This is a genomic window from Actinomadura vinacea (genome assembly GCF_039532545.1).
GTDB lineage: Bacteria > Actinomycetota > Actinomycetes > Streptosporangiales > Streptosporangiaceae > Spirillospora > Spirillospora vinacea.
The window spans coordinates 212,400-232,168 of record NZ_BAAARW010000039.1; the positions used below are offsets into that span (position 1 = coordinate 212,400).

At 69.2% G+C, this 19,769-nt stretch carries 18 protein-coding genes; 16 read left to right on the plus strand and 2 right to left on the minus strand.

Annotated features, from left to right (window positions below; genetic code table 11):
- Positions 1-17 precede the first annotated feature (17 nt).
- From ABD340_RS42230 to ABD340_RS42270, 9 genes are all read left to right on the plus strand, one after another.
- A complete protein-coding gene (locus tag ABD340_RS42230) occupies positions 18-1,241 on the plus strand; it encodes a site-2 protease family protein (protein ID WP_344597089.1) in 1,224 nt (407 codons plus the stop codon).
- A 75-nt stretch (positions 1,242-1,316) separates the two neighbouring features.
- The gene (locus tag ABD340_RS42235; RefSeq protein WP_344597091.1) at positions 1,317-2,246 is read left to right on the plus strand and encodes a tRNA (adenine-N1)-methyltransferase; all 930 of its coding nucleotides are present in this window, start codon (positions 1,317-1,319) and stop codon (positions 2,244-2,246) included.
- Between the two features lie 337 nt (positions 2,247-2,583).
- On the plus strand, positions 2,584-4,347 hold the full coding sequence (gene arc, locus ABD340_RS42240; protein ID WP_344597093.1) for a proteasome ATPase: 1,764 nt from the start codon (positions 2,584-2,586) through the stop codon (positions 4,345-4,347).
- 114 nt (positions 4,348-4,461) lie between these two features.
- Positions 4,462-5,757, plus strand: coding sequence for an acyltransferase family protein (locus tag ABD340_RS42245; RefSeq protein ID WP_344597095.1), 1,296 nt, complete (start codon positions 4,462-4,464; stop codon positions 5,755-5,757).
- The gene (gene dop, locus ABD340_RS42250; protein ID WP_344597097.1) at positions 5,754-7,271 is read left to right on the plus strand and encodes a depupylase/deamidase Dop; all 1,518 of its coding nucleotides are present in this window, start codon (positions 5,754-5,756) and stop codon (positions 7,269-7,271) included. Before ABD340_RS42245 ends, dop begins: the two co-directional genes overlap by 4 nt.
- Before the next feature lie 152 nt (positions 7,272-7,423).
- Positions 7,424-7,636, plus strand: coding sequence for a ubiquitin-like protein Pup (locus ABD340_RS42255; protein ID WP_344597099.1), 213 nt, complete (start codon positions 7,424-7,426; stop codon positions 7,634-7,636).
- A 110-nt stretch (positions 7,637-7,746) separates the two neighbouring features.
- Positions 7,747-8,997, plus strand: a complete 1,251-nt coding sequence (locus ABD340_RS42260) for an endonuclease VII domain-containing protein (protein ID WP_344597100.1) — start codon at positions 7,747-7,749, stop codon at positions 8,995-8,997.
- Positions 8,998-9,095: 98 nt separating this feature from the next.
- Complete coding sequence (locus ABD340_RS42265) at positions 9,096-9,398, plus strand: ArsR/SmtB family transcription factor (protein WP_344597102.1); 303 nt, start codon at positions 9,096-9,098, stop codon at positions 9,396-9,398.
- The gene (locus ABD340_RS42270; protein ID WP_344597103.1) at positions 9,388-9,969 is read left to right on the plus strand and encodes a YbaK/EbsC family protein; all 582 of its coding nucleotides are present in this window, start codon (positions 9,388-9,390) and stop codon (positions 9,967-9,969) included. The genes ABD340_RS42265 and ABD340_RS42270 overlap by 11 nt, the downstream gene beginning before the upstream one ends.
- Before the next feature lie 104 nt (positions 9,970-10,073).
- On the opposite strand, the gene ABD340_RS42275 is transcribed toward ABD340_RS42270, so the two are convergent.
- Entirely contained in the window at positions 10,074-11,519 is a 1,446-nt protein-coding gene (locus tag ABD340_RS42275) for a hypothetical protein (protein WP_344597104.1), read from the minus strand.
- Positions 11,520-11,676: 157 nt separating this feature from the next.
- Between ABD340_RS42275 and prcB the strand changes: the two genes are divergently transcribed.
- The 6 genes from prcB to ABD340_RS42305 all read left to right on the plus strand — a co-directional run bounded on the left by prcB (position 11,677) and on the right by ABD340_RS42305 (position 17,404).
- Positions 11,677-12,522, plus strand: coding sequence for a proteasome subunit beta (prcB, locus tag ABD340_RS42280; protein ID WP_344597106.1), 846 nt, complete (start codon positions 11,677-11,679; stop codon positions 12,520-12,522).
- Positions 12,523-12,543: 21 nt separating this feature from the next.
- A complete protein-coding gene (prcA, locus tag ABD340_RS42285; protein WP_344597540.1) occupies positions 12,544-13,308 on the plus strand; it encodes a proteasome subunit alpha in 765 nt (254 codons plus the stop codon).
- A gap of 262 nt (positions 13,309-13,570) precedes the next feature.
- Entirely contained in the window at positions 13,571-14,929 is a 1,359-nt protein-coding gene (pafA, locus tag ABD340_RS42290) for a Pup--protein ligase (protein WP_344597108.1), read from the plus strand.
- Between the two features lie 210 nt (positions 14,930-15,139).
- Positions 15,140-16,075 carry an FKBP-type peptidyl-prolyl cis-trans isomerase gene (locus ABD340_RS42295; RefSeq protein WP_344597110.1) on the plus strand — a complete coding sequence of 312 codons (936 nt, stop codon included), beginning with the start codon at positions 15,140-15,142 and terminating at the stop codon, positions 16,073-16,075.
- A gap of 115 nt (positions 16,076-16,190) precedes the next feature.
- Entirely contained in the window at positions 16,191-16,907 is a 717-nt protein-coding gene (locus tag ABD340_RS42300; RefSeq protein WP_344597111.1) for a helix-turn-helix transcriptional regulator, read from the plus strand.
- A 32-nt stretch (positions 16,908-16,939) separates the two neighbouring features.
- A complete protein-coding gene (locus ABD340_RS42305; RefSeq protein ID WP_344597113.1) occupies positions 16,940-17,404 on the plus strand; it encodes a DUF3291 domain-containing protein in 465 nt (154 codons plus the stop codon).
- Between the two features lie 54 nt (positions 17,405-17,458).
- Here the strand turns inward: ABD340_RS42305 and ABD340_RS42310 are convergent, their stop codons facing one another.
- Positions 17,459-18,553 carry a DUF3866 family protein gene (locus ABD340_RS42310; protein WP_344597115.1) on the minus strand — a complete coding sequence of 365 codons (1,095 nt, stop codon included), beginning with the start codon at positions 18,551-18,553 and terminating at the stop codon, positions 17,459-17,461.
- Between the two features lie 202 nt (positions 18,554-18,755).
- Here ABD340_RS42310 and ABD340_RS42315 point away from each other — a divergent pair, with 202 nt between their 5' ends.
- Entirely contained in the window at positions 18,756-19,760 is a 1,005-nt protein-coding gene (locus tag ABD340_RS42315) for a helix-turn-helix transcriptional regulator (RefSeq protein WP_344597117.1), read from the plus strand.
- Positions 19,761-19,769 lie beyond the last annotated feature (9 nt).

Below are 19,769 nucleotides of genomic sequence, written 5' to 3' on the forward strand. Positions count from 1 at the left end.
GCCGTAGCATCGAGGACGTGGCAGACAGCGCACCCCCGACCGACGGCAAGACCACCACAGGCGACCGGCCGGACGGCCCCGACACCCCACCCCCCGGCGACGGCCCCGACCGCCGGCCCACCGGCGCAGCCGCCCCCGGCATCTACATCGGCCGCCCCTTCGGCGTACCCGTCTACGTCTCCCCCAGCTGGTTCCTGGTCGCCCTCGTCGTCACCGTCATGTTCGAAGGCCAGGTCGACGGCGTCGTCGCCCGCCCCGCCAGCTTCGCCGTCGCCTTCGCCTACGCCGTCCTGCTCTACGCCTCGGTGTTCGTCCACGAACTCAGCCACGCCGTCACCGCCCGCACCCTCGGCCTGCCCGTCCGCTCGGTCGTCCTGCACATCCTCGGCGGCGAAACCTCCATCGACCGCGAAGCCCCCACCCCCGGCCGCGAATTCCTCATCGCCTTCGCCGGCCCCGTCACCAACCTCGTCCTGGCCGGCCTGGGCCTGCTGGCCCGCCTGACACTGCACCTCCCCGACGTCGCCCTCCTCCTGGTCGACGCCCTCACCTTCGCCAACCTCCTCGTCGGCGTGTTCAACCTCCTCCCCGGCCTCCCACTGGACGGCGGCCGACTGGTCCGCGCCGCCGTCTGGAAGATCACCGGACAGGCCCGCAACGGCGCCGTCGCCGCCGCCTGGATCGGCCGCGGCGTCGCCATCCTCTGCCTGGCCGCCGGCGCCTTCATGGCCACCTACCCCGCCGCCGGACAGAACACCGGCTTCGGCTGGCTCGCACTCCTCTGGACCGCCCTCGTCGCCTCCTTCATCTGGGTCGGCGCCACCCAGGCCCTACGCGCCGAAAAAGTCCGCGACCGCATCCCCACCCTCATCGCCCGCCGCCTCGCCCGCCGCGCCACCCTCGTCACCGCCGACGTCCCCCTCGCCGAAGCCATCCGCCGCGCACACCAACAACGCGCCGGCGCCCTGGTCATCGTCGACCACGACGGCCGCCCCCGCGGCCTCGTCAGCGAAAAGGCCGTCACCGCCACCCCCGAACAGCGCCGCCCGTGGATCGAGGTCGGCGAACTGTCCCGCGGCATCCACGACGACCTCACCCTCCCCGCCGACCTCGCCGGCGAAAACCTCATCGTCGCGCTCCGCCGCGCCCCCGCCTCCGAATACCTCCTCATCGAACCCGACGGCCGCGTCTACGGCGTCCTCGCCGCCGCCGACGTCGACCGCGCCTTCGCCGGCATCTGAACACCCCGCCCGCCCCGCCCACACCACCGAAAACGCCGCCAGAACGGTCCCCCAAGGCCGCTAGCCTTGACGACCATGAGCGAACCCACCCCGCCGACCACCCCGGCAAGCACCGGCCGCATCCCGCACGGCCCCTTCCGCCCCGGCGACCAGGTTCAGCTCACCGACCCCAAAGGCCGCCACAACACCATCACCCTCCAACCCGGCAAGCTCTACCACTCCCACAAAGGCTCCATCGCCCACGACGACATCATCGGCACCCCCGAAGGCACCGTCTTCCGCTCCACCGGCGGCACCGAATACCTCGCCTTCCGCCCCCTCCTGACCGACTACGCCGTCCGCATGCCCCGCGGCGCCGCCGTCGTCTACCCCAAAGACGCCGCCCAGATCGTCGCCATGGCCGACATCTTCCCCGGCGCCCACGTCGTCGAAGCCGGCGCCGGCTCCGGCGCCCTCACCTGCTTCCTCCTCCGCGCCGTCGGCGAACACGGCCTCGTCTCCTCCTACGAACGCCGCCCCGACTTCGCCGACATCGCCCGCACCAACGTCGAGAAATTCTTCGGCGGCCCCCACCCCGCCTGGCGCCTCACCACCGGCGCCCTCGAAGACGCCCTCACCGACACCCAGGTCGACCGCGTCGTCCTCGACATGCTCGCCCCCTGGGAATGCGTCGACCCCGTCGCCAAAGCCCTCATCCCCGGCGGCATGATCTGCGCCTACATCGCCACCACCACCCAGATGTCCCGCATCGTCGAAGAACTACGCGGCCACGGCGCCTTCGCCGAGCCCTACGCCTTCGAAACCCTGCTCCGCTCCTGGCACGTCGAAGGCCTCGCCGTCCGCCCCGACCACCGCATGGTCGGCCACACCGGCTTCCTCGTCACCGCCCGCCGCCTCGCCGACGGCGTCACCCCACCCCTCCGACGCCGCCGCCCCGCCAAAGGCGCCCAGCGAACCGACCCCGCCACGCCCGGCGACACGTCCGAACGCCCAAGCGAGTCATAGATCACACTCACCGGCCCGGACCCCGCCCCACCACCCCGCCCGCAACCCCGGGCCACCACGCCACGCCAAACCCCCACCACCCCCACCGCCCCGCCGCCACGCCCCTCACCAGGCACGAAAACGGCCGAACGCCCGCCGCACCACCGCAAACGGGCCCGCCATCACACACCTCCACGCGCCCCCCACGCGAACCCCCACCGGCCCCCAACACGCCCCCTCCGACCAGTGGAGATCCCCCCGCCACGACACGAGTACCGAATGGGCAGGTTACGGAAGCCCTCCAGATAGGTAGGGTCTCAGTAGGTCGTCGGCTCTCTTCGTGAGGAGGTGACGGGGCGTGGCCGCTCGTGACGATGCTGGGGCGCGCAAGGCGCAGCACGAAAAGGAGGTCAGGGACCTCCAGACGCAGGTGTCCTTCCTGGAGGAGGAGATCTCCGTGCTGCGCCGAAAGCTCGCGGAGTCCCCGCGCCAAGTACGTGTTCTGGAGGAACGTCTCCATGAGGCTCAGGCCAATCTGGCCGCCGTGACGGGTCAGAACGAACGTCTCGTGGCGACCCTCAAGGAAGCCCGCGAGCAGATCGTGGCGCTCAAGGAGGAGGTCGACCGCCTGGCGCAACCGCCGTCGGGCTACGGAGTCTTCCTCGAAGCCCGCGACGACGGCACCGTCGACATCTTCACCGGCGGACGCAAACTCCGGGTCAACGTCAGCCCGGCCGTCGACATCGAGGAACTCCAGCGTGGCCAGGAGGTCATGCTCAACGAGGCCCTCAACGTCGTCGAAGCCCTCGAATTCGAAGAGCAGGGCGAAGTCGTCATGCTCAAGGAACTCTTCGACGACGGCGAACGAGCACTGGTGATCGCGCACGCCGACGAGGAACGCGTCATCAAGCTCGCCGAGCCGCTCCGCGGAGTACCCCTCCGCGCCGGCGACTCCCTCATGCTCGAATCCCGGTCCGGATACGCCTACGAGAAGATCCACAAGGCCGAGGTCGAAGAACTGGTCCTCGAAGAGGTCCCGGACATCTCCTACAACGACATCGGCGGGCTCGGCTCCCAGATCGAAATGATCCGCGACGCCGTCGAGCTGCCCTACCTGCACGCGGACCTCTTCCGCGAGCACCAGCTCCGCCCGCCCAAGGGCGTCCTCCTCTACGGCCCCCCAGGCTGCGGCAAGACCCTCATCGCCAAGGCCGTCGCCAACTCCCTGGCCAAACAGGTCGCCGAAAAGACCGGCCAGGAAGGCAAAAGCTTCTTCCTCAACATCAAGGGCCCCGAACTCCTCAACAAGTACGTCGGCGAAACCGAACGCCACATCCGCCTCGTCTTCCAGCGAGCCCGCGAAAAGGCCTCCGCCGGCACCCCCGTCATCGTCTTCTTCGACGAGATGGACTCCATCTTCCGCACCCGCGGATCCGGCGTCTCCTCCGACGTCGAGAACACCATCGTCCCCCAGCTCCTCAGCGAGATCGACGGCGTCGAAGGCCTCGAGAACGTCATCGTCATCGGCGCCTCCAACCGCGAGGACATGATCGACCCCGCGATCCTGCGACCCGGCCGCCTCGACGTCAAGATCAAAATCGAACGACCCGACGCCGAAGCAGCCAAGGACATCTTCTCCAAGTACATCCTCTCCGGCCTCCCCCTCCACCCCGACGACGTCAAGGAACACGGAGGAATCGAGACCGCCACCGTCGACGCCATGATCCAACGCGTCGTCGAACGGATGTACACCGAAACCGAGGAGAACCGCTTCCTCGAAGTCACCTACGCCAACGGAGACAAGGAAGTCCTCTACTTCAAGGACTTCAACTCCGGAGCGATGATCCAGAACATCGTCGACCGGGCCAAGAAGATGGCGATCAAGCAGTTCCTCGACACCGGACAGAAGGGCCTGCGCGTCAACCACCTCCTCGCCGCCTGCGTCGACGAGTTCAGCGAGAACGAAGACCTGCCCAACACCACCAACCCCGACGACTGGGCCCGCATCTCCGGAAAGAAGGGCGAACGGATCGTCTACATCCGCACCCTCGTCTCCGGCAAGGAAGGCGCAGAGGCCGGCCGCTCCATCGACACCGTCGCCAACACCGGCCAATACCTCTGAACCCAGACCAGCACCCGCACACACCGCGGCGGCCACCCGACACCGGGCGGCCGCCGCGCCGCGTTCACCCCACCAACGCCAAACCCCTCACGCCGTCCCCTACGCTCGACCCCAATGCCTTCCCAGAACCACCAGCACAGCCCAGACGACCGCCGACAAGCCCCCAAGCCCACCACATCGGCACCACAAGCCCCCCGCCAACCCCGCCTGAGAGAACTCGACCTACTCCGCTTCCTCGCCGCCCTAGCCGTCCTCCTCTACCACTACACCGGCACCAAAGGCGGCCCCTGGGACGACCAGAACGCCCGCGAACTCTTCGCCCCCATATCCCTCACCACCCAATTCGGCTACCTCGGCGTCGAACTCTTCTTCCTCATCAGCGGCTTCGTCATCCTCATGAGCGCATGGGGCCGCACCATGGCCGAATTCACCATCTCCCGCATCACCCGCCTCTACCCCGCCTACTGGCTCACCGTCATCCTCATCGCCACCCTCTACCTCACCACCGGCCAAGGACGCGGCCGCCCCGAGAACATCATCCCCAACCTCACCATGTTCCAGCAGGGCATGGGCGTACAGAACGCCAGCGGAGTCTTCTGGACCCTCTGGATAGAAATGCACTTCTACGCCCTCATCGCCATCCTCGTCCTCACCGGAATCACCTACCAGCGCTGCATCACCTTCATGACCACCTGGACGGTCCTCGCCGTCTTCGCCCAAGAAACCGGCAACGACACCCTCCAAAAACTCCTCATCCCCGAATACGCCCCCTACTTCATCGCCGGCATGGCCCTCTACCTCATCCACCGCTTCGGCCCCACACTCCTCCTCTGGGGCCTCACAGCCTTCTCCTGGGCCACTTCAATACGCCACGCCATCCCCATGGCCACCGACACCCCCTACAACATCCCCCAAGCCAACGCCTGGCCCGCCATCCCCATCATCATCACCCTCATCTACGCCCTAATGAGCCTCGTCGCCACCGGCAAACTCGCACGCCTCAACTGGCGCGGACTCGCCACCCTCGGCTGCCTCACCTACCCCACCTACCTCATCCACTACGAAGCAGCCCCACCCCTCGCAGACCTCCTCCACCCCACCCTCCCCTACTGGGCCGCCACCCTCACCATCACCGCAACCGTCCTCACCGCCGCCTACCTCATCCACCGCCTCGTCGAACGCCCCCTCGCCGCCTGGCTCAAACCACGCCTACGCCACTCCTTCAACCGCCTACACGTCCCCGAACCAGCCCGCCACCACCCCGGAACCCACCACGACGACACACCGCGAGACAAGCCCGGAAACCCCACGCCCACAAGCGAAACGCAAACCCAGGACCCCGCATCCGCGCCGCACGACCAGGAGCCCCATGGCTCCACCCCCTCGGCCCCGATAGGCTCGACGATATGAGTGTTCGGCGGGTGATGGGCATCGAGACCGAGTACGGCATCTCCGTACCGGGACAGCCAGGGGCCAACGCGATGGTGACCTCCTCCCAGGTCGTCAACGCCTACCTCGCGGCATCAGCGGCACGAGCCCGAAGGGCACGCTGGGACTTCGAAGAAGAAAACCCCCTCCGCGACGCCCGCGGCTTCGACCTCGCCCGCGAAGTCGCCGACCCCACCCAGCTCACCGACGAAGACCTCGGCCTCGCCAACGTCATCCTCACCAACGGCGCACGCCTCTACGTCGACCACGCCCACCCCGAATACTCCGCACCCGAATGCACCAACCCCCGCGACGCCGTCATCTGGGACAAAGCCGGAGAACGCGTCATGGCCGACGCCACCGAACGCGCCGCCATGGTCCCCGGCACCCACCCCATCCAGCTCTACAAGAACAACACCGACAACAAAGGCGCCTCCTACGGCTGCCATGAGAACTACCTCATGCGCCGCGAAACACCCTTCGCCGACATCGTCCGCCACCTCACCCCCTTCTTCGTCTCCCGCCAGGTCGTCTGCGGCGCCGGCCGCGTCGGCATCGGCGTCGACGGCCGCGGCGACGGCTTCCAGATCAGCCAGCGCGCCGACTTCTTCGAAGTCGAAGTCGGCCTCGAGACCACCCTCAAACGCCCCATCATCAACACCCGCGACGAACCCCATGCCGACCCCGAGAAATACCGCCGCCTCCACGTCATCATCGGCGACGCCAACATGAGCGAGGTCTCCACCTACCTCAAACTCGGCACCACCTCACTCGTACTCGCCATGATCGAAGACGGCTTCCTCACCGTCGACCTCTCCGTCGACATGCCCGTCGCCGCACTCCGCGCCGTCTCCCACGACCCCGCCTGCAAGCACCTGCTCACTCTCCGCGACGGCCGCAAGATGACCGCCGTCCAGCTGCAGATGGAATACCTCGAACAATCCCGCAAGTACGTCGAAGACCGCTACGGCGTCGACGTCGACGAGATGACCAAGGACGTCCTGGACCGCTGGGAGTCGGTCCTGCACCGCCTCGGCGACGACCCCATGCAACTCTCCCGCGAACTCGACTGGGTCGCCAAGCTCTCCCTCCTCCAGGGCTACCGCGACCGCGATGGCCTGGACTGGTCACACCCCCGCCTGCAGCTCATCGACCTGCAGTACACCGACATCCGGCCGGAGAAGGGCCTCTACAACCGCCTGGTCGCCCGCGACAGGATCGACCGGATCGTCGCCGAGCCCGAGGTCCAGGCCGCCATCGAGGACCCGCCAGAGGACACCAGGGCCTACTTCCGGGGCCGCTGCCTGCGCCAGTACGCCGAATCCGTCGCCGCCGCCTCCTGGGACTCGGTCATCTTCGACGTCCCCGGCCGCGAGTCCCTGCAGCGCGTCCCCACCCTCGAGCCCCTGCGCGGCACCAAGCAGCATGTCGGCGCCCTGCTCGACCGCTGCCGCACCGCGGCCGACCTGGTCGCCACGCTCACCGGCCAGAACTGAGGCCGCCGCATATTTGTGACCGGTTTGCCCGTTTCACTGGTTGGCGGACCGGCGATAACCCCTGCAGGCCCCCGCGCCGTCGGAGCGATGAAATCCGCTCGACGTCGATGATCGGAGATAGCCTGGGGGGACCGACGAAGTGGGAGGTAAGGATGGCCACGAAGGACAACTCGGGCGGCCAGAAGCAGGCCCCGCGGCGTACCGAAGAGGTCGAGGAGACCCAGGACGCACCAAAGGACGACGTCCAGGAACGCCAGGAAAAGCTCACCGACGACGTCGATGCAATTCTGGACGAAATTGACGAAGTTCTCGAAGAGAACGCAGAGGAATTTGTGCGCAGTTACGTCCAAAAGGGAGGAGAGTAGGCAAAACGGACATCGGAAATAAGGGAATTCGAGAAGGTATCCATACCTCTTGATGGCCTGAATCGAAAATCTCTTCCAAGGGCACGGGTGAGGGCGGTAGGGTCGGGGCCGTGTCCGTAAAAGAATGCCGTGATTGCGGCCAGGTCAAGCCCCAGAGTGAGTTCTTCAAACGCAAAGCCTCCAAGGACGGCCTAGCGCTCTACTGCAGAGACTGCTTCGGCCTGCGAAATGCGAAGTCGAAACGCAAGCGTCTCGCCAAAGAAGGCAAGGAGTCTAAGCCTTATCAGAAGCGACGCGTAGTGCCCGAGGGGATGAAGTTCTGTCCTCGCTGTGACGAGGTCAAGCAGGTCCGCGAGTTCGGGCGTAACCGTGCTAACAAGTCTGGTTTGGCCAATTACTGCAAGCCCTGTCACAACGTGACGATGGTGGAGATCAAGCGCCGGAAGCATGGTAGCGAACGCAGCTATCTGCTCAAGTTGCGCTACGGTCTGACCGCTGAGCAGGTGAAGGAACACCGTCGGAAGCAGGGCGGGATATGCGTGATATGCCTCCGCAAGGAGGCCTCACATGTGGACCATTGCCACGAAACAGGCTTGTTCCGCGCTCTTCTCTGCTTTCCCTGCAATGGCGCGCTGGGGCAGTACGAAGACGATCCCGGGCGTATGCGAGATTCCGCCGCCTATCTCGAGGGGCGGACCTATCATGCCCGCTCGATGCTTCTCGAGTTCGGTGTGGTGGCCATTGCTGGTCACGCTCGCAGACTTGCCTTTAAGGGAAGTCTTGTGGGCGAGGACGGCGTTCGGATCAGGCGGTTGGAGACAGCGCGTGACGACCACTTGCGGGCGCGCTACGGGCTCGGGCAGACCGAGATCCAGGAGATCGTCGACATGCAGCGGGGGCTGTGTGCGATCTGCTGTGACCGTCCGGCGGAGAACGTCGATCACGATCATGAGACCGGTGTGGTGAGGGGCATCCTGTGTGGCGGGTGCAACACCGGCATGGGGCAGCTGCGGGACGATCCGGTGGCTCTGCGCCGCGCGGCCGACTATGTGCAGGGCGCGCTGATCCGGCAGATGCCGACAGAAGGGGGCGGAGTTCGCCTTTCCTTCACGTTTCCGGACGTGGATCCCGTGGCGGTGCCGCTGGGCGGCTGGGAGTCGTACCGGGCGCGGGACGGGGAGCATCGGAAGGTGTTTTTGGAGCTGGACGAGCGGATGTACGGCCTCCCGCGGCTGCGTTTGGCGGCGTCGGGGCCGGGCTACTGCAGGCGCTGGTCGCTCGGTCCGCGGCGTCCGTCGTTCAGTGAGCGGGTGAGTGCTCTGGTGCGCGGCTCGCGGGACCAGTTCGTGCTGGAGGGCTGAGGGGCGTCTCTGGGGCTTGGCGGCCTCGTCCTCTGTGTTGTCGCAGGGGGCGAGGCCGTTCACTTGCTCGTTATTTAGCTAATTGCCATAATGCCTTCGTGTTGGACGTTGAGGTGATCAAGGCGCTGGCGAACGAGAAGCGGCTGCTGATCCTGGAGTGGCTGCGCGATCCGGTGGCGCACTTCCCGCCGCAGCGGGACGGGGATCTGGTGGACGACGGGGTCTGCTCGCTGTTCATCGCGCAGAAGCTCGGGGTGAGCCAGCCCACGTGCGGCGAGCATCTGAAGGTCCTGAGCCGGGCCGGGCTGGTCCGGGGCACCAAGATCAAGCAGTGGGTGTTCTACCGGCGCGATGAGGAGCGCATCGCCGCGGTGAAGGGGTGGTTGAGCGGTGAGTGGTGAGGGCGGCGCGGTGGCGCCGGGGGCGTATGAGCGGCTGATCGGGGTCCTGGACGAGGCGGGGGCTCGCTATCGGCTGATCGATCATGCGCCTGAGGGGCGTACCGATGTGGTGAGCGCGTTGCGGGGCAATGCGGTCGCGGATGCGGCGAAGTGTCTGATCGTGATGGTGAAGGCGGGGAAGAAGGAGCGGCGGTACGTGCTGGCGGTGGTTCCTGGTGACGCGCGGTTGGATCTCCAGGCGGTGAAGGGGCTGGTGGGCGGTTCTTACGCCGGGTTCGCTGCGAAGGAGAAGGCGGAGGCGCTGGCGGGGAGTGTGAGCGGGACGGTGTTGCCGTTCGCGTTCCATCCGGAGTTGGAGTTGGTGGTGGATCCGGTGTTGCTGGAGGCTCCGGAGTTGTTCTTCAACGCGGGGCGGCTGGATCGTTCGATGGCGTTGGTGACGGAGGATTACGTGCGGGTGGCGGAGCCGAGGTTGGAGCGGATCTCGGTTCGGGACGGGGAGGCCGCCCCGCCTGATGGGGCCGTTGAAGGGTCCGCGGCATCTGTTGAGGGCGCTGTGGAAGCCATGTGACCCCGCGTCGGCCGGAAGGGGCCGGAGACGGCTCTGTAGCGGCCGGGGCTTGACGAGAGGGCGTGCGCGTCGAGCGCCGCCCTCTCTGGCGTTTCAGGGGGCGTTCAGCTGTCCTGGAGGGTTTCGAGGTGGGCGGCCTGGGTGTTGGCGGTGGTGAGGCCGCCCGGTGGGACGGGGACGCCGGCGAGGCGGCACCAGGCGAAGCCGAGGGCGGCGGTGGCGCCGAGGGCTTGGAGGGTGGTGTCGGGGTCGTCGCTGGTGGGGGAGGGCCAGTGGGTGCGGAGGGGGTGGGTGTTGTTGTTGAGGATGCCGTTGAGGAGGGCGCGGAGTTCGGGGTCGAGCCAGCGGCCGACGGGGGTGGCGAGGTCGGGGCGGTAGCCGGCGAGGTCGGCGGCGAGGAGTGCGGTCGCGGTGTGGCGGGGTTCGGTGTGGGTGGCGGGGTCTTGGGGGTCGCCGCTGAGGGGGTGCAGGGCGGTGGCGAGGTCGTAGAAGGCGAGTTGGAGGCGTTCGCCGGGGGCGGAGTCGGCGAAGAGGGTGGCGAAGAGGGGGGCGGGGCAGCGGCTTCGCCATTCGCGTTCGAGGACTTGGTCGCCGTAGGGGAGGGCGCGGTGGTCGAGGGCGGGGTTGCTCTGGAGGGGTTCGATCATGGAGAGGAGGGCGGAGGCGCGGACGCGGAAGCGGGGGTCGTCGCGGAGGGCCTGGGCGGTCATGACCATGCAGCGGATGATCTGGGCGGCGGCGTCGGCGCGGCCTGCGCGGAGGCGTTCGGCGTAGAGGCCGATGATGGTGTGGAGGGGTGGGGGTGTGAGCCAGCGGAGGTCGCGGGTGTCGGCGGGTTCGGTGGTGGGTTGGGGGGCGAGGTGGGGTTCCCAGAGGTCGAGGAGGCCGAGGGCGGGGTCGAAGAGGGGGACTGAGGCGCACCAGAGGAGGGTGCTCCAGGTGGCGGCGATGGTGCTGGGGGTGCCGTGGAGGAAGCGGTTCCAGCCGAGGGGGTAGTCGTGGGGTGGTGCTTGGGCGGCTTCGGTGAGGACGGAGCGGAGCCGGTAGGTGAGGGCGCCGGAGACTGGTTTGCCGGCGAGGGGGAGGGGTGGGCCGTAGTCGGTGAGGTAGTCGGCGCCGGTGGGGAGTATTTCGGCGGGGATGGGGGGTGGGTTGGGGCCGTGGGTGGCGGTTTGGCGGGTGTGGGTGGCGTGTGGGGGTGGTGAGGGGAACCAGCGGCTGTCGGCGGGGTGCCAGCGGTACCAGCGGGTCCATGCGGCGAAGAGCCACCAGCTGTGGTCGGGGAGGGTGAGGAGGTGGGGGAGGAGTGCTTGGCGGCGTTGGAGGGGGGTGGAGGCGGGCCACCAGGGTGCGGTGACGGTGGTGCGGGTTTGGTGTTCGGCGATGGTGAAGGGGTCGGCGTCGGGTGGGAGGGTGATGTCTTCTTCGGTGGGTGGTGGGTTGTAGGCGGGGCGTCGTGGGGGCCAGCCGGGTTGTCCGGGGGCGCTTGGCCATGTCGGCTGCCCGAGGGGGCTCGGCCAGCCGGGCTGGCCAGGGGTTCCCAACACCACGCCGTCATCGTAATGGGCTGTGGGGGGTTCGCCGTGGGCGGACTGTGGAGGGGATCGCGTGGCATGCGGTGGGTGCTGGTTGAACAGTAGGGTCTGAGTTGGTCAGCGCCGGTGGGCTTGTGAGGGGAGCCGGTGCCGTGGTGGAGGAAGGAGTCGCGTGGCGTCGCACGATGCTCACACCGGACGGGTGCCGGGGTTGTTCGTGAACCCTGACCTGTCGTCGTTCACGGAGTTCCTGGGTGCCTACAGTCCGCAGTCGCTGCCGGGGCGGCGGCCGGTGCCGGCCGGGTCGGCGGGGGATGCGATCCCGCATGCGACGACGATCGTGGTGGTGACGTTTCCCGGTGGTGTGGTGATGGCGGGGGATCGTCGGGCGACGGCGGGGCATCAGATCGCTCAGCGTGATGTGGAGAAGGTGTTCCGGGCGGACGAGTTCTCGGCGATCGCGGTGGCGGGGACGGCCGGGATCGGGATGGAGCTGGTCCGGTTGTTCCAGGTGGAGCTGGAGCATTACGAGAAGCGTGAGGGCCGGACGCTTTCGGTGGAGGGTAAGGCGAATCGGCTGGCGACGCTGGTCCGGGGGAACCTGGGGATGGCGATGCAGGGGCTGGCGGTGGTGCCGTTGTTCGCCGGGTACGACGAGGAGCGCGATGGGGGGCGGATCTTCTCCTACGATCCGGCGGGGGGCCGGTATGAGGAGCGGGATTTCTACTCGATCGGGTCGGGGTCGGTGTTCGCGCGGGGGGCGTTGAAGAAGCTGTGGCGCGCGGATCTGTCGGTGGAGGATGCGGCGCTGGTGTGCGTGCAGGCGTTGTATGACGCCGCCGATGACGATTCGGCGACGGGTGGGCCGGATCTGACGCGGCGGATCTTCCCGGTGGTGGCGGTGGTGTCGGACGAGGGGTACCGCCGGCTGGGTGAGGACGAGGTGGGCGCGTTGGCGCGGTCCGTGGTCGAGGGACGTTACGACTCGCCGGGCGGGCCGACCGCCCCGCTGCGATAGAAGGGATCCAGACCGGTGTCGATGCCGTTCTATGTGTCGCCTGAACAGCAGATGAAGGACAAGGCGGATTACGCGCGCAAGGGTATCGCGCGTGGCCGTAGCGTGGTCGTGCTGCAGTACGACGACGGGATCCTGTTCGTGGCCGACAATCCGTCTCGGGCGCTGCACAAGATCAGTGAGATTTATGATCGGATCGCGTTCGCGGCGGTGGGGAAGTACAACGAGTTCGAGAATCTGCGGCTGGGCGGGGTGCGGTACGCGGATGTGAACGGGTACCAGTACGACCGTCGTGATGTGACGGCGCGGGGGCTGGCGAACGTGTACGCGCAGTCTCTTGGGACGATCTTCACGGAGACGAACAAGCCGTACGAGGTGGAGTTGGTCGTCGCGGAGGTGGGCGATGGTGCGGAGACCGATCAGATCTATCGGTTGACGTTCGATGGTTCGGTGGCCGACGAGCATGGTTATGTGGCGATGGGCGGTCAGGCGGACGCGGTGGCGCAGGTGCTGAAGGATCGGTACCGGGAGGGGATGTCGCTGGCGGAGGCGCTGAAGGTGGCGGTGCGTGCGCTGGAGGCGCAGGACGCGGATCGTCATCTGGAGGCGAAGTCGCTGGAGGTGGCGGTGCTGGATCGTAATCGGGAGCATCGTTTGTTCAAGGCGTTGCCGGCGGCGCGGATCGAGCGGCTGCTGAACGAGGCGAACGACGGCGGCGGCGCGGATGCCGGCGACGGCGACGGCGACGGGGCGAATGGCGCGGGCGGGTCGGAGGACTCCGCGGGGTAGCCGTCGAGGAGTGGGCGAGGGCCCGTCGCGCTGGTCGCGGCGGGCCTTCGTCGTCTCCGGGGCGCGACGCAAATGATCTACAACGTAAAGGCGTCGGCCTGGGGGTCCGTCTCATCCCCGTCTCCAAAACTTTGTCATCACGCTCCGAAGTCCCGCGATTCCGCACCGAGGCAGCGTCGCCGCGCGTCCTGGCGTGTACCGGCGGTGAAACCAGAGGCTTCAGAGGCTGCCAAGTCGGCTCCCGGCCGCATAGGCTCACGGTGTGGACAGGCGCATCTTCGGGCTTGAGAACGAGTACGGCGTCACCTGCACCTTCCGCGGGCAGCGGCGGTTGTCACCCGACGAGGTGGCCCGCTACCTGTTCCGGCGGGTGGTGTCGTGGGGTCGTAGCAGCAACGTGTTCCTGCGCAACGGCGCGCGGCTCTACCTGGACGTGGGAAGCCACCCCGAGTACGCCACGCCCGAGTGCGACAGCGTGATCGACCTGGTGACGCACGACAAGGCGGGGGAGCGGATCCTGGAGGGTCTGCTGGTGGACGCCGAGCGGCGGCTGCGCGAGGAGGGCATCGCCGGCGATATCTACCTGTTCAAGAACAACACCGACTCGGCCGGCAACTCCTACGGCTGTCATGAGAACTACCTGGTGGGGCGGCACGGGGAGTTCGGCCGGCTGGCCGATGTGCTGATCCCGTATTTGGTCACGCGGCAGATCATCTGCGGGGCCGGGAAGGTGCTGCAGACGCCGCGCGGTGCGGTGTACTGCGTGTCGCAGCGGGCCGAGCACATCTGGGAGGGCGTGTCGTCGGCGACGACGCGGTCGCGGCCGATCATCAATACCCGGGACGAGCCGCATGCCGACGCCGAGCGGTTCCGGCGGTTGCACGTGATCGTGGGCGATTCGAACATGAGCGAGACCACGATGCTGCTGAAGGTCGGGGCGACCGACCTTGTGCTGCGGATGATCGAGGCGGGCGTGGTGATGCGCGACCTGACGCTGGAGAATCCGATCCGGGCGATCCGCGAGGTCAGCCATGACATGACGGGCCGGCGGAAGGTGCGGCTGGCCAACGGCCGGGAGGCCAGCTCGCTGGAGATCCAGAAGGAGTACTACGGCAAGGCCAAGGACTTCGTGGACCGGCGCGGCGGCGACGAGGTGACGATGCGGGTGCTGGACCTGTGGGAGCGGACGCTGCGGGCGGTGGAGACCGGCGATCTGGACCTGGTGGCGCGGGAGATCGACTGGGTGACCAAGTACCGGCTGATCGAGCGGTACCGGCGCAAGTACGATCTGCCGCTGTCGTCGCCGCGGGTGGCGCAGCTGGATCTGGCCTATCACGATGTGCACCGCGATCGCGGGCTGTACTACCTGCTGGAGAAGCGGGGGTCGGTGGAGCGGGTGGCGCGCGATCTGGCGATCTTCGAGGCGAAGTCGGTGCCGCCGCAGACGACGCGGGCGCGGCTGCGCGGGGAGTTCATCCGGCGGGCGCAGGAGAAGCGGCGCGATTTCACGGTGGACTGGGTGCATTTGAAGCTGAACGACCAGGCGCAGCGGACGGTGCTGTGCAAGGACCCGTTCCGTTCGGTGGACGAGCGCGTCGACAAGCTCATCGCGGGGATGTGAGCGGGCCCGCCGGGCGCGTACGGAGAGGCCGGAGGAAGCGGAGCGTGCGAGGCGCTACCGCCCGGGCCCGCGGCTCGGGGGAGGGGCGTCCCGGGGTGACCGGGCGTGGTCGTGCGACACGCCCGGGTGAGCGCCGGTAGAGGCTACCGGCGGGTTACCAGAGGGGTAGGGTGAGCGCTCAGTTGCGCTCGCCACCCCCGAAGGACCCGTATGCGACGTCGACTCTCCATCGTCGTTCCCGCGGCCGCCGTGCTGGCCGTTCCGTTGCTGCTGACCGGAGCGTGTTCCGGTGCGGACGACGTCGAGGTGGCGGTGAAGGGCGACTTCGGTTCCCGTCCGGAGGTGTCGTTCCCCAAGGAGGCGCCGGGCCGGGAGCTGGCGGTGAAGACGGTGACCGGCGGCGATGGGGCCGAGGCGCGCGAGGGTGATCTGGTGGTGGCCGACTATGTCGGGTACCGGTGGAACAAGGACGGCAACAAGCTGCTGGCGAGCAGTTTCATCGCGGGTCGTCCCGGGGCGTTCCCGACCGGTCGGCTGGTGCCCGGCCTGGAGAGGGCGCTGGAGGGGGCGCGGGTCGGCGGCCGGGTGGTGGCCAAGATTCCGCCGAGGGACGGCTACGGCGACAAGGGCGCCGCCCAGCACCAGGTCGGGGCGGGTGACACGCTGCTGTACGTGCTGGATGTGCGGGCGATCTACGCCAGGACGGCGCAGGCCAAGGGGCGGCAGCAGCCGTTGAGCGATCCGCGCCTGCCGAAGGCGGGGCCGGTGGTGGCGGGCCAGGGCCCGTCGGTGACCGTGCCGAAGATCGCCCCGCCCAAGGATCTGCAGGTGCGCACCCTGGTCCAGGGGGAGGGGGCGGCGGTCCGCGGGGGGCATCTGCTGGCGCTGCAGTACGTGGGGGTGTTCTGGCGGGACGGCAAGGCGTTCGACTCGTCCTGGAAGGCCGGGCGTCCGTACGCGGCGACGATCGGGACCGGCCAGGTGATGAAGGGCTGGGACCAGGCGCTGGTGGGGCAGAAGGTCGGCAGCCGGCTGCTGCTGGTGGTGCCGCCGTCGCTGGGGTACGGCCCCAAGGGGCTTGCGCAGGCCAAGATCAAGGGCGACGACACGCTCGTCTTCGTCGTCGACATCCTCGGCGCCCACTGACCCCGCCCCCCGCAGCACCCGGCCCCCCGCAGCTTCCACAGCCTCCGGCGCCCACCGACCGATCGATCGCGGCCGGCCCTCTAAAACAGATCCCGGTTGTTCTTAGACTGGGCGGGTGGAGGACATAGAGGCGATCGCCCTGCTGCAGGATCCCGTCCGGCGGCGGCTGTACGCGTACGTGGGGGCGCAGGATCGCGAGGTGAGCCGGAACGAGGCGGCCGAGGCCGCGGGGATCCAGCGCACGCTGGCGGCCTTCCATCTGGACAGGATGGTCGAGGCGGGGCTGCTGGAGGCCGTCAGCCGGCGCCTGACGGGCCGTTCCGGGCCGGGTGCGGGCCGTCCGGCCAAGCTTTACCGCCGGACGCCGGGGGAGCGCGAGGTGTCGCTGCCGCCGCGCGACTACCGTACGGCGGCCGGGCTGCTGGCCGAGGCCGCCGAGGCCGCCGGGCTGGACGAAGAGCTCCGGGACGCCGCCCGCGCGCATGGCAAGGAGTTGCGGGAGGAGGGGGCGGCTCCGTGCCGGGGTCTGGAGGAGGTCGCGGCTCTGCTGGAGCGTCGCGGGTACGAGCCGTGCCTGGACGGGCGGTTGCTGTTGATGCGCAACTGTCCCTTCCATGCCCTCTCCGAGCGGTTCCCGCCGCTGGTGTGCGGGATGAACCTGGCGTTGCTGGAGGGGCTGCTGGAGGGCGTCGAGGGGGTGCGGGTGCGGATCGAGGCCGGGCCGGGCCGGTGCTGCGCCGTGGTCGAGCCCGCGGACGCGCCCGCGGACGCGCCCGCGGACCCGCAGGCCGATCCGCTCGCGCCCGGCCCTTCTAAAAATAATGGAGATTGACATAGAGATCCGGTGCGTGGTGGGCTAGGCGCATGCACGGTCACCACCTGGCCCAGTTCAACGTGGGCACGCTGAAGTCCCCCCTCGACGACCCCCGGCTCTCCGAGTTCGTCGCGCTCCTTGAGCCGGTCAACGCGCTGGCCGACGCCGCGCCCGGCTTCGTGTGGCGGCTGGTGGGGGAGGGGGCCGACGATGCCACCGGCGTGCAGCCGATGGGCCCCGACGTGATCATCAATTACTCGGTGTGGGAGACCCGCGCGGCGCTGTGGGACTTCGTGTACCGCAGCGCCCACCTGGAGGTGCTGCGCCGCCGCCGCGAGTGGTTCCAGCGGCACGTGGAGTCGCACCTGGTGCTGTGGTGGATCACCGCGGGACGCACGCCCACGGTGGAGGAGGGCGTCGAGCGGCTCGCGACGCTGCGCGCACAGGGCCCCTCGCCGCGGGCGTTCACCTTCCGCGAGTCCTACACCCCCGAAGGCGTCCTGGTGCACTCTTGACGGCCGAGCCCTCTTGACGGCCGCGCCCTCCTGGCGAGCCCCGCCGGGGAGCGGTCACAGCAGGGTGGCGGTGTGGCGGCCCGCGGCGGCGGCGGTGAGGAAGTAGGGGAGGTCCTCGTCCAGGCGGCGGCCCATCGTCGACAGCCGCACGCCCCACTCCTGCTCCGCCGCGGACAGCGCCTCGCGCAGGCCGTCCACGGTCACCGGGACCAGTTCGTGCCGGTCGCCGAGCGAGGCGGCCTCGCCGGCCACCCGGGCGCCGAACTCGCCCCCCAGTTCGGGCACCGCGATCTGCGCGCGCGCCAGCGCGACCCTTCCGTAGGCGGTCAGGCTGTGGTGGGACACCCCGATGTGCCGCTCGCGCTTGTCGCCGTCGCTGACCCGCAGCGATCCGACGGGGCGTCCCGACAGCACCGCCGCGGCGTTGACCGCCTCACCGGCCGACACGCCCGAGAACCCCCACCGGGTCCCCGTGCCCAGGTTGCCCGGCCCCTGCGCGACGATGATCACCTCGGCGTCCAGGACCAGCCGCGCCGCCAGCAGTCCGGTGTGCACCGTCACCGCCTCCAGGTCGCCGCCGAACGCCTGCCCGACCGTGACCGTCGCGGCCAGCGCGCCCGCCTCCCGCAGCCGCGCGATCGACATGGAGAACCAGGCCGGCAGCGCCCCGCCGTCGGGCATCACGTACACCGCGCGGGTGCCGGGACGGGCCGCCAGCAGGCCGGCCAGGATCGGCGGCAGCGCCGAATGCAGGTCGGCCACGATCACCGGTGCGCCGTCCAGGGAGTCGGCCTCGCGCAGCAGCGCGTGGTGGGGGGAGTCCTGTTCGTCGGCGCCCAGCACGGTGGCCTGCAGCGGCGTGTAGCGGGCCTTCACCAGGTGCCCCGGCCCGGACGGGTCGGGCGGCAGCCGGTCGGGGACGGCCACCACCATCGCGTAGCCGCCCGTCCCCAGGCCCATCGCCAAGGCCGTAGTGTTGAGCAGGACGGTATCGCCCGGTTCGGGGCGTCCTACGAGCGCGGGATAGGCCAGGGCGCGGCAGGCCGGTGCCGGGTGCGTGCCGTCGTCCCGGATCGTGACGTCCAGTTCGACCGCCCCCGGCCATTCCCGGCGGACGCTTTCTACCGTGCCTTTGCGCCATCGGATCACAAGGAAACGGTAGCGTCCTGACACGAGCGACATGCTGAAGCGCGGGCTTCTCCGCCGCGCCGCCCGCAACGCCGCCTGATCGCGCCGCCCGGCGGCACGATCCATAGGGCCCTCGCGGCCCGTACAACCGCATACCCGGACCGCATGATCCGAACCGCATGACCAGAACTAGGGCTTCACGAACTGGAGAGGTGGTGGCGAAGTGTCGCGGCGCAAGACCGAGCGCCTGCTCAACCTGGTGGTCTGCCTGCTCGCCACGCGGCGCTACCTGACGGCCGAGCAGATCCGGCGGGCGGTTCCCGGCTACCCCGACTCCGACGAGGCGTTCAAGCGGATGTTCGAGCGCGACAAGGAGGAGTTGCGCGAGCTCGGCGTCCCGCTGGAGGTGGGCAGCGACCAGCTCGGCGGCACCGGCGAGGAGATCGGGTACCGGATCCCCCCGCAGGCCTACGAGCTGCCCGACATCCATCTGTCCCCCGACGAGGCCGCCGTGCTGGGCCTGGCCGCGCGGGTCTGGCAGCGCGCCAGCATGGCCGACGCGGCCTCCGGCGCGCTGCTGAAGCTGCGCGCCGCCGGCGTCGACACCGGCGCCGCCGACGCCACCACCGCGATGGGCATCGAACCGCGCGTCGACACCGGCGAGCCGGCCTTCCCCGCGTTGTGGGAGGCGGTCCGCGACGGCCGCCCGGTCGCCTTCGACTACCAGGGCGTCGGCCGCACGTCGGTGTCGCGCCGCCATCTGGAGCCGTGGGGGGTGGTCAGCCGGCGCGGCCGCTGGTACGTCGTCGGCCACGACCGCGACCGCGGCCAGACCCGGGTGTTCCGGCTCAGCCGCATCGCGGGCGAGGTCGCCGCCGACGGGCCCGACGGCAGCGTCACCGTCCCCGACGGCGTGGACGTGCGGCGGCTCGCCTTCGACTGGGGCGACCCGGTCACCGAGCCGCGCCCGGCGACGGTGCGGCTGCGGATCGGGGCCGCCCAGGGCCCGCGCCGCTGGGCCGGCGACGTGCGCCCGGTCGGCGACGGCGTCTGGGACGAGGCCGTGCTGACCTTCCGCGACGCCGACCGGTTCGCCCCCTACCTGGCCGGGTTCGCCGACGACGTGGTGGTGCTGGACCCGCCCGACCTGCGCGAGGCGGTCATCCAGCGGCTCAAGTCGACCCTGGCGGCGGCCGGTGACGGCCACGCCCACCCGCAGGCCAGATGAGCGCGAGGG

Coding starts and splice junctions, on each gene's coding strand:
- ABD340_RS42245 (WP_344597095.1), top strand. CDS start 4,462: ATGCCTTCCCAGAACCACCAGCACAGCCCAGACGACCGCCGACAAGCC.
- ABD340_RS42255 (WP_344597099.1), top strand. CDS start 7,424: ATGGCCACGAAGGACAACTCGGGCGGCCAGAAGCAGGCCCCGCGGCGT.
- ABD340_RS42295 (WP_344597110.1), top strand. CDS start 15,140: ATGCGACGTCGACTCTCCATCGTCGTTCCCGCGGCCGCCGTGCTGGCC.
- ABD340_RS42235 (WP_344597091.1), top strand. CDS start 1,317: ATGAGCGAACCCACCCCGCCGACCACCCCGGCAAGCACCGGCCGCATC.
- ABD340_RS42305 (WP_344597113.1), top strand. CDS start 16,940: ATGCACGGTCACCACCTGGCCCAGTTCAACGTGGGCACGCTGAAGTCC.
- prcA (WP_344597540.1), top strand. CDS start 12,544: ATGCCGTTCTATGTGTCGCCTGAACAGCAGATGAAGGACAAGGCGGAT.
- dop (WP_344597097.1), top strand. CDS start 5,754: ATGAGTGTTCGGCGGGTGATGGGCATCGAGACCGAGTACGGCATCTCC.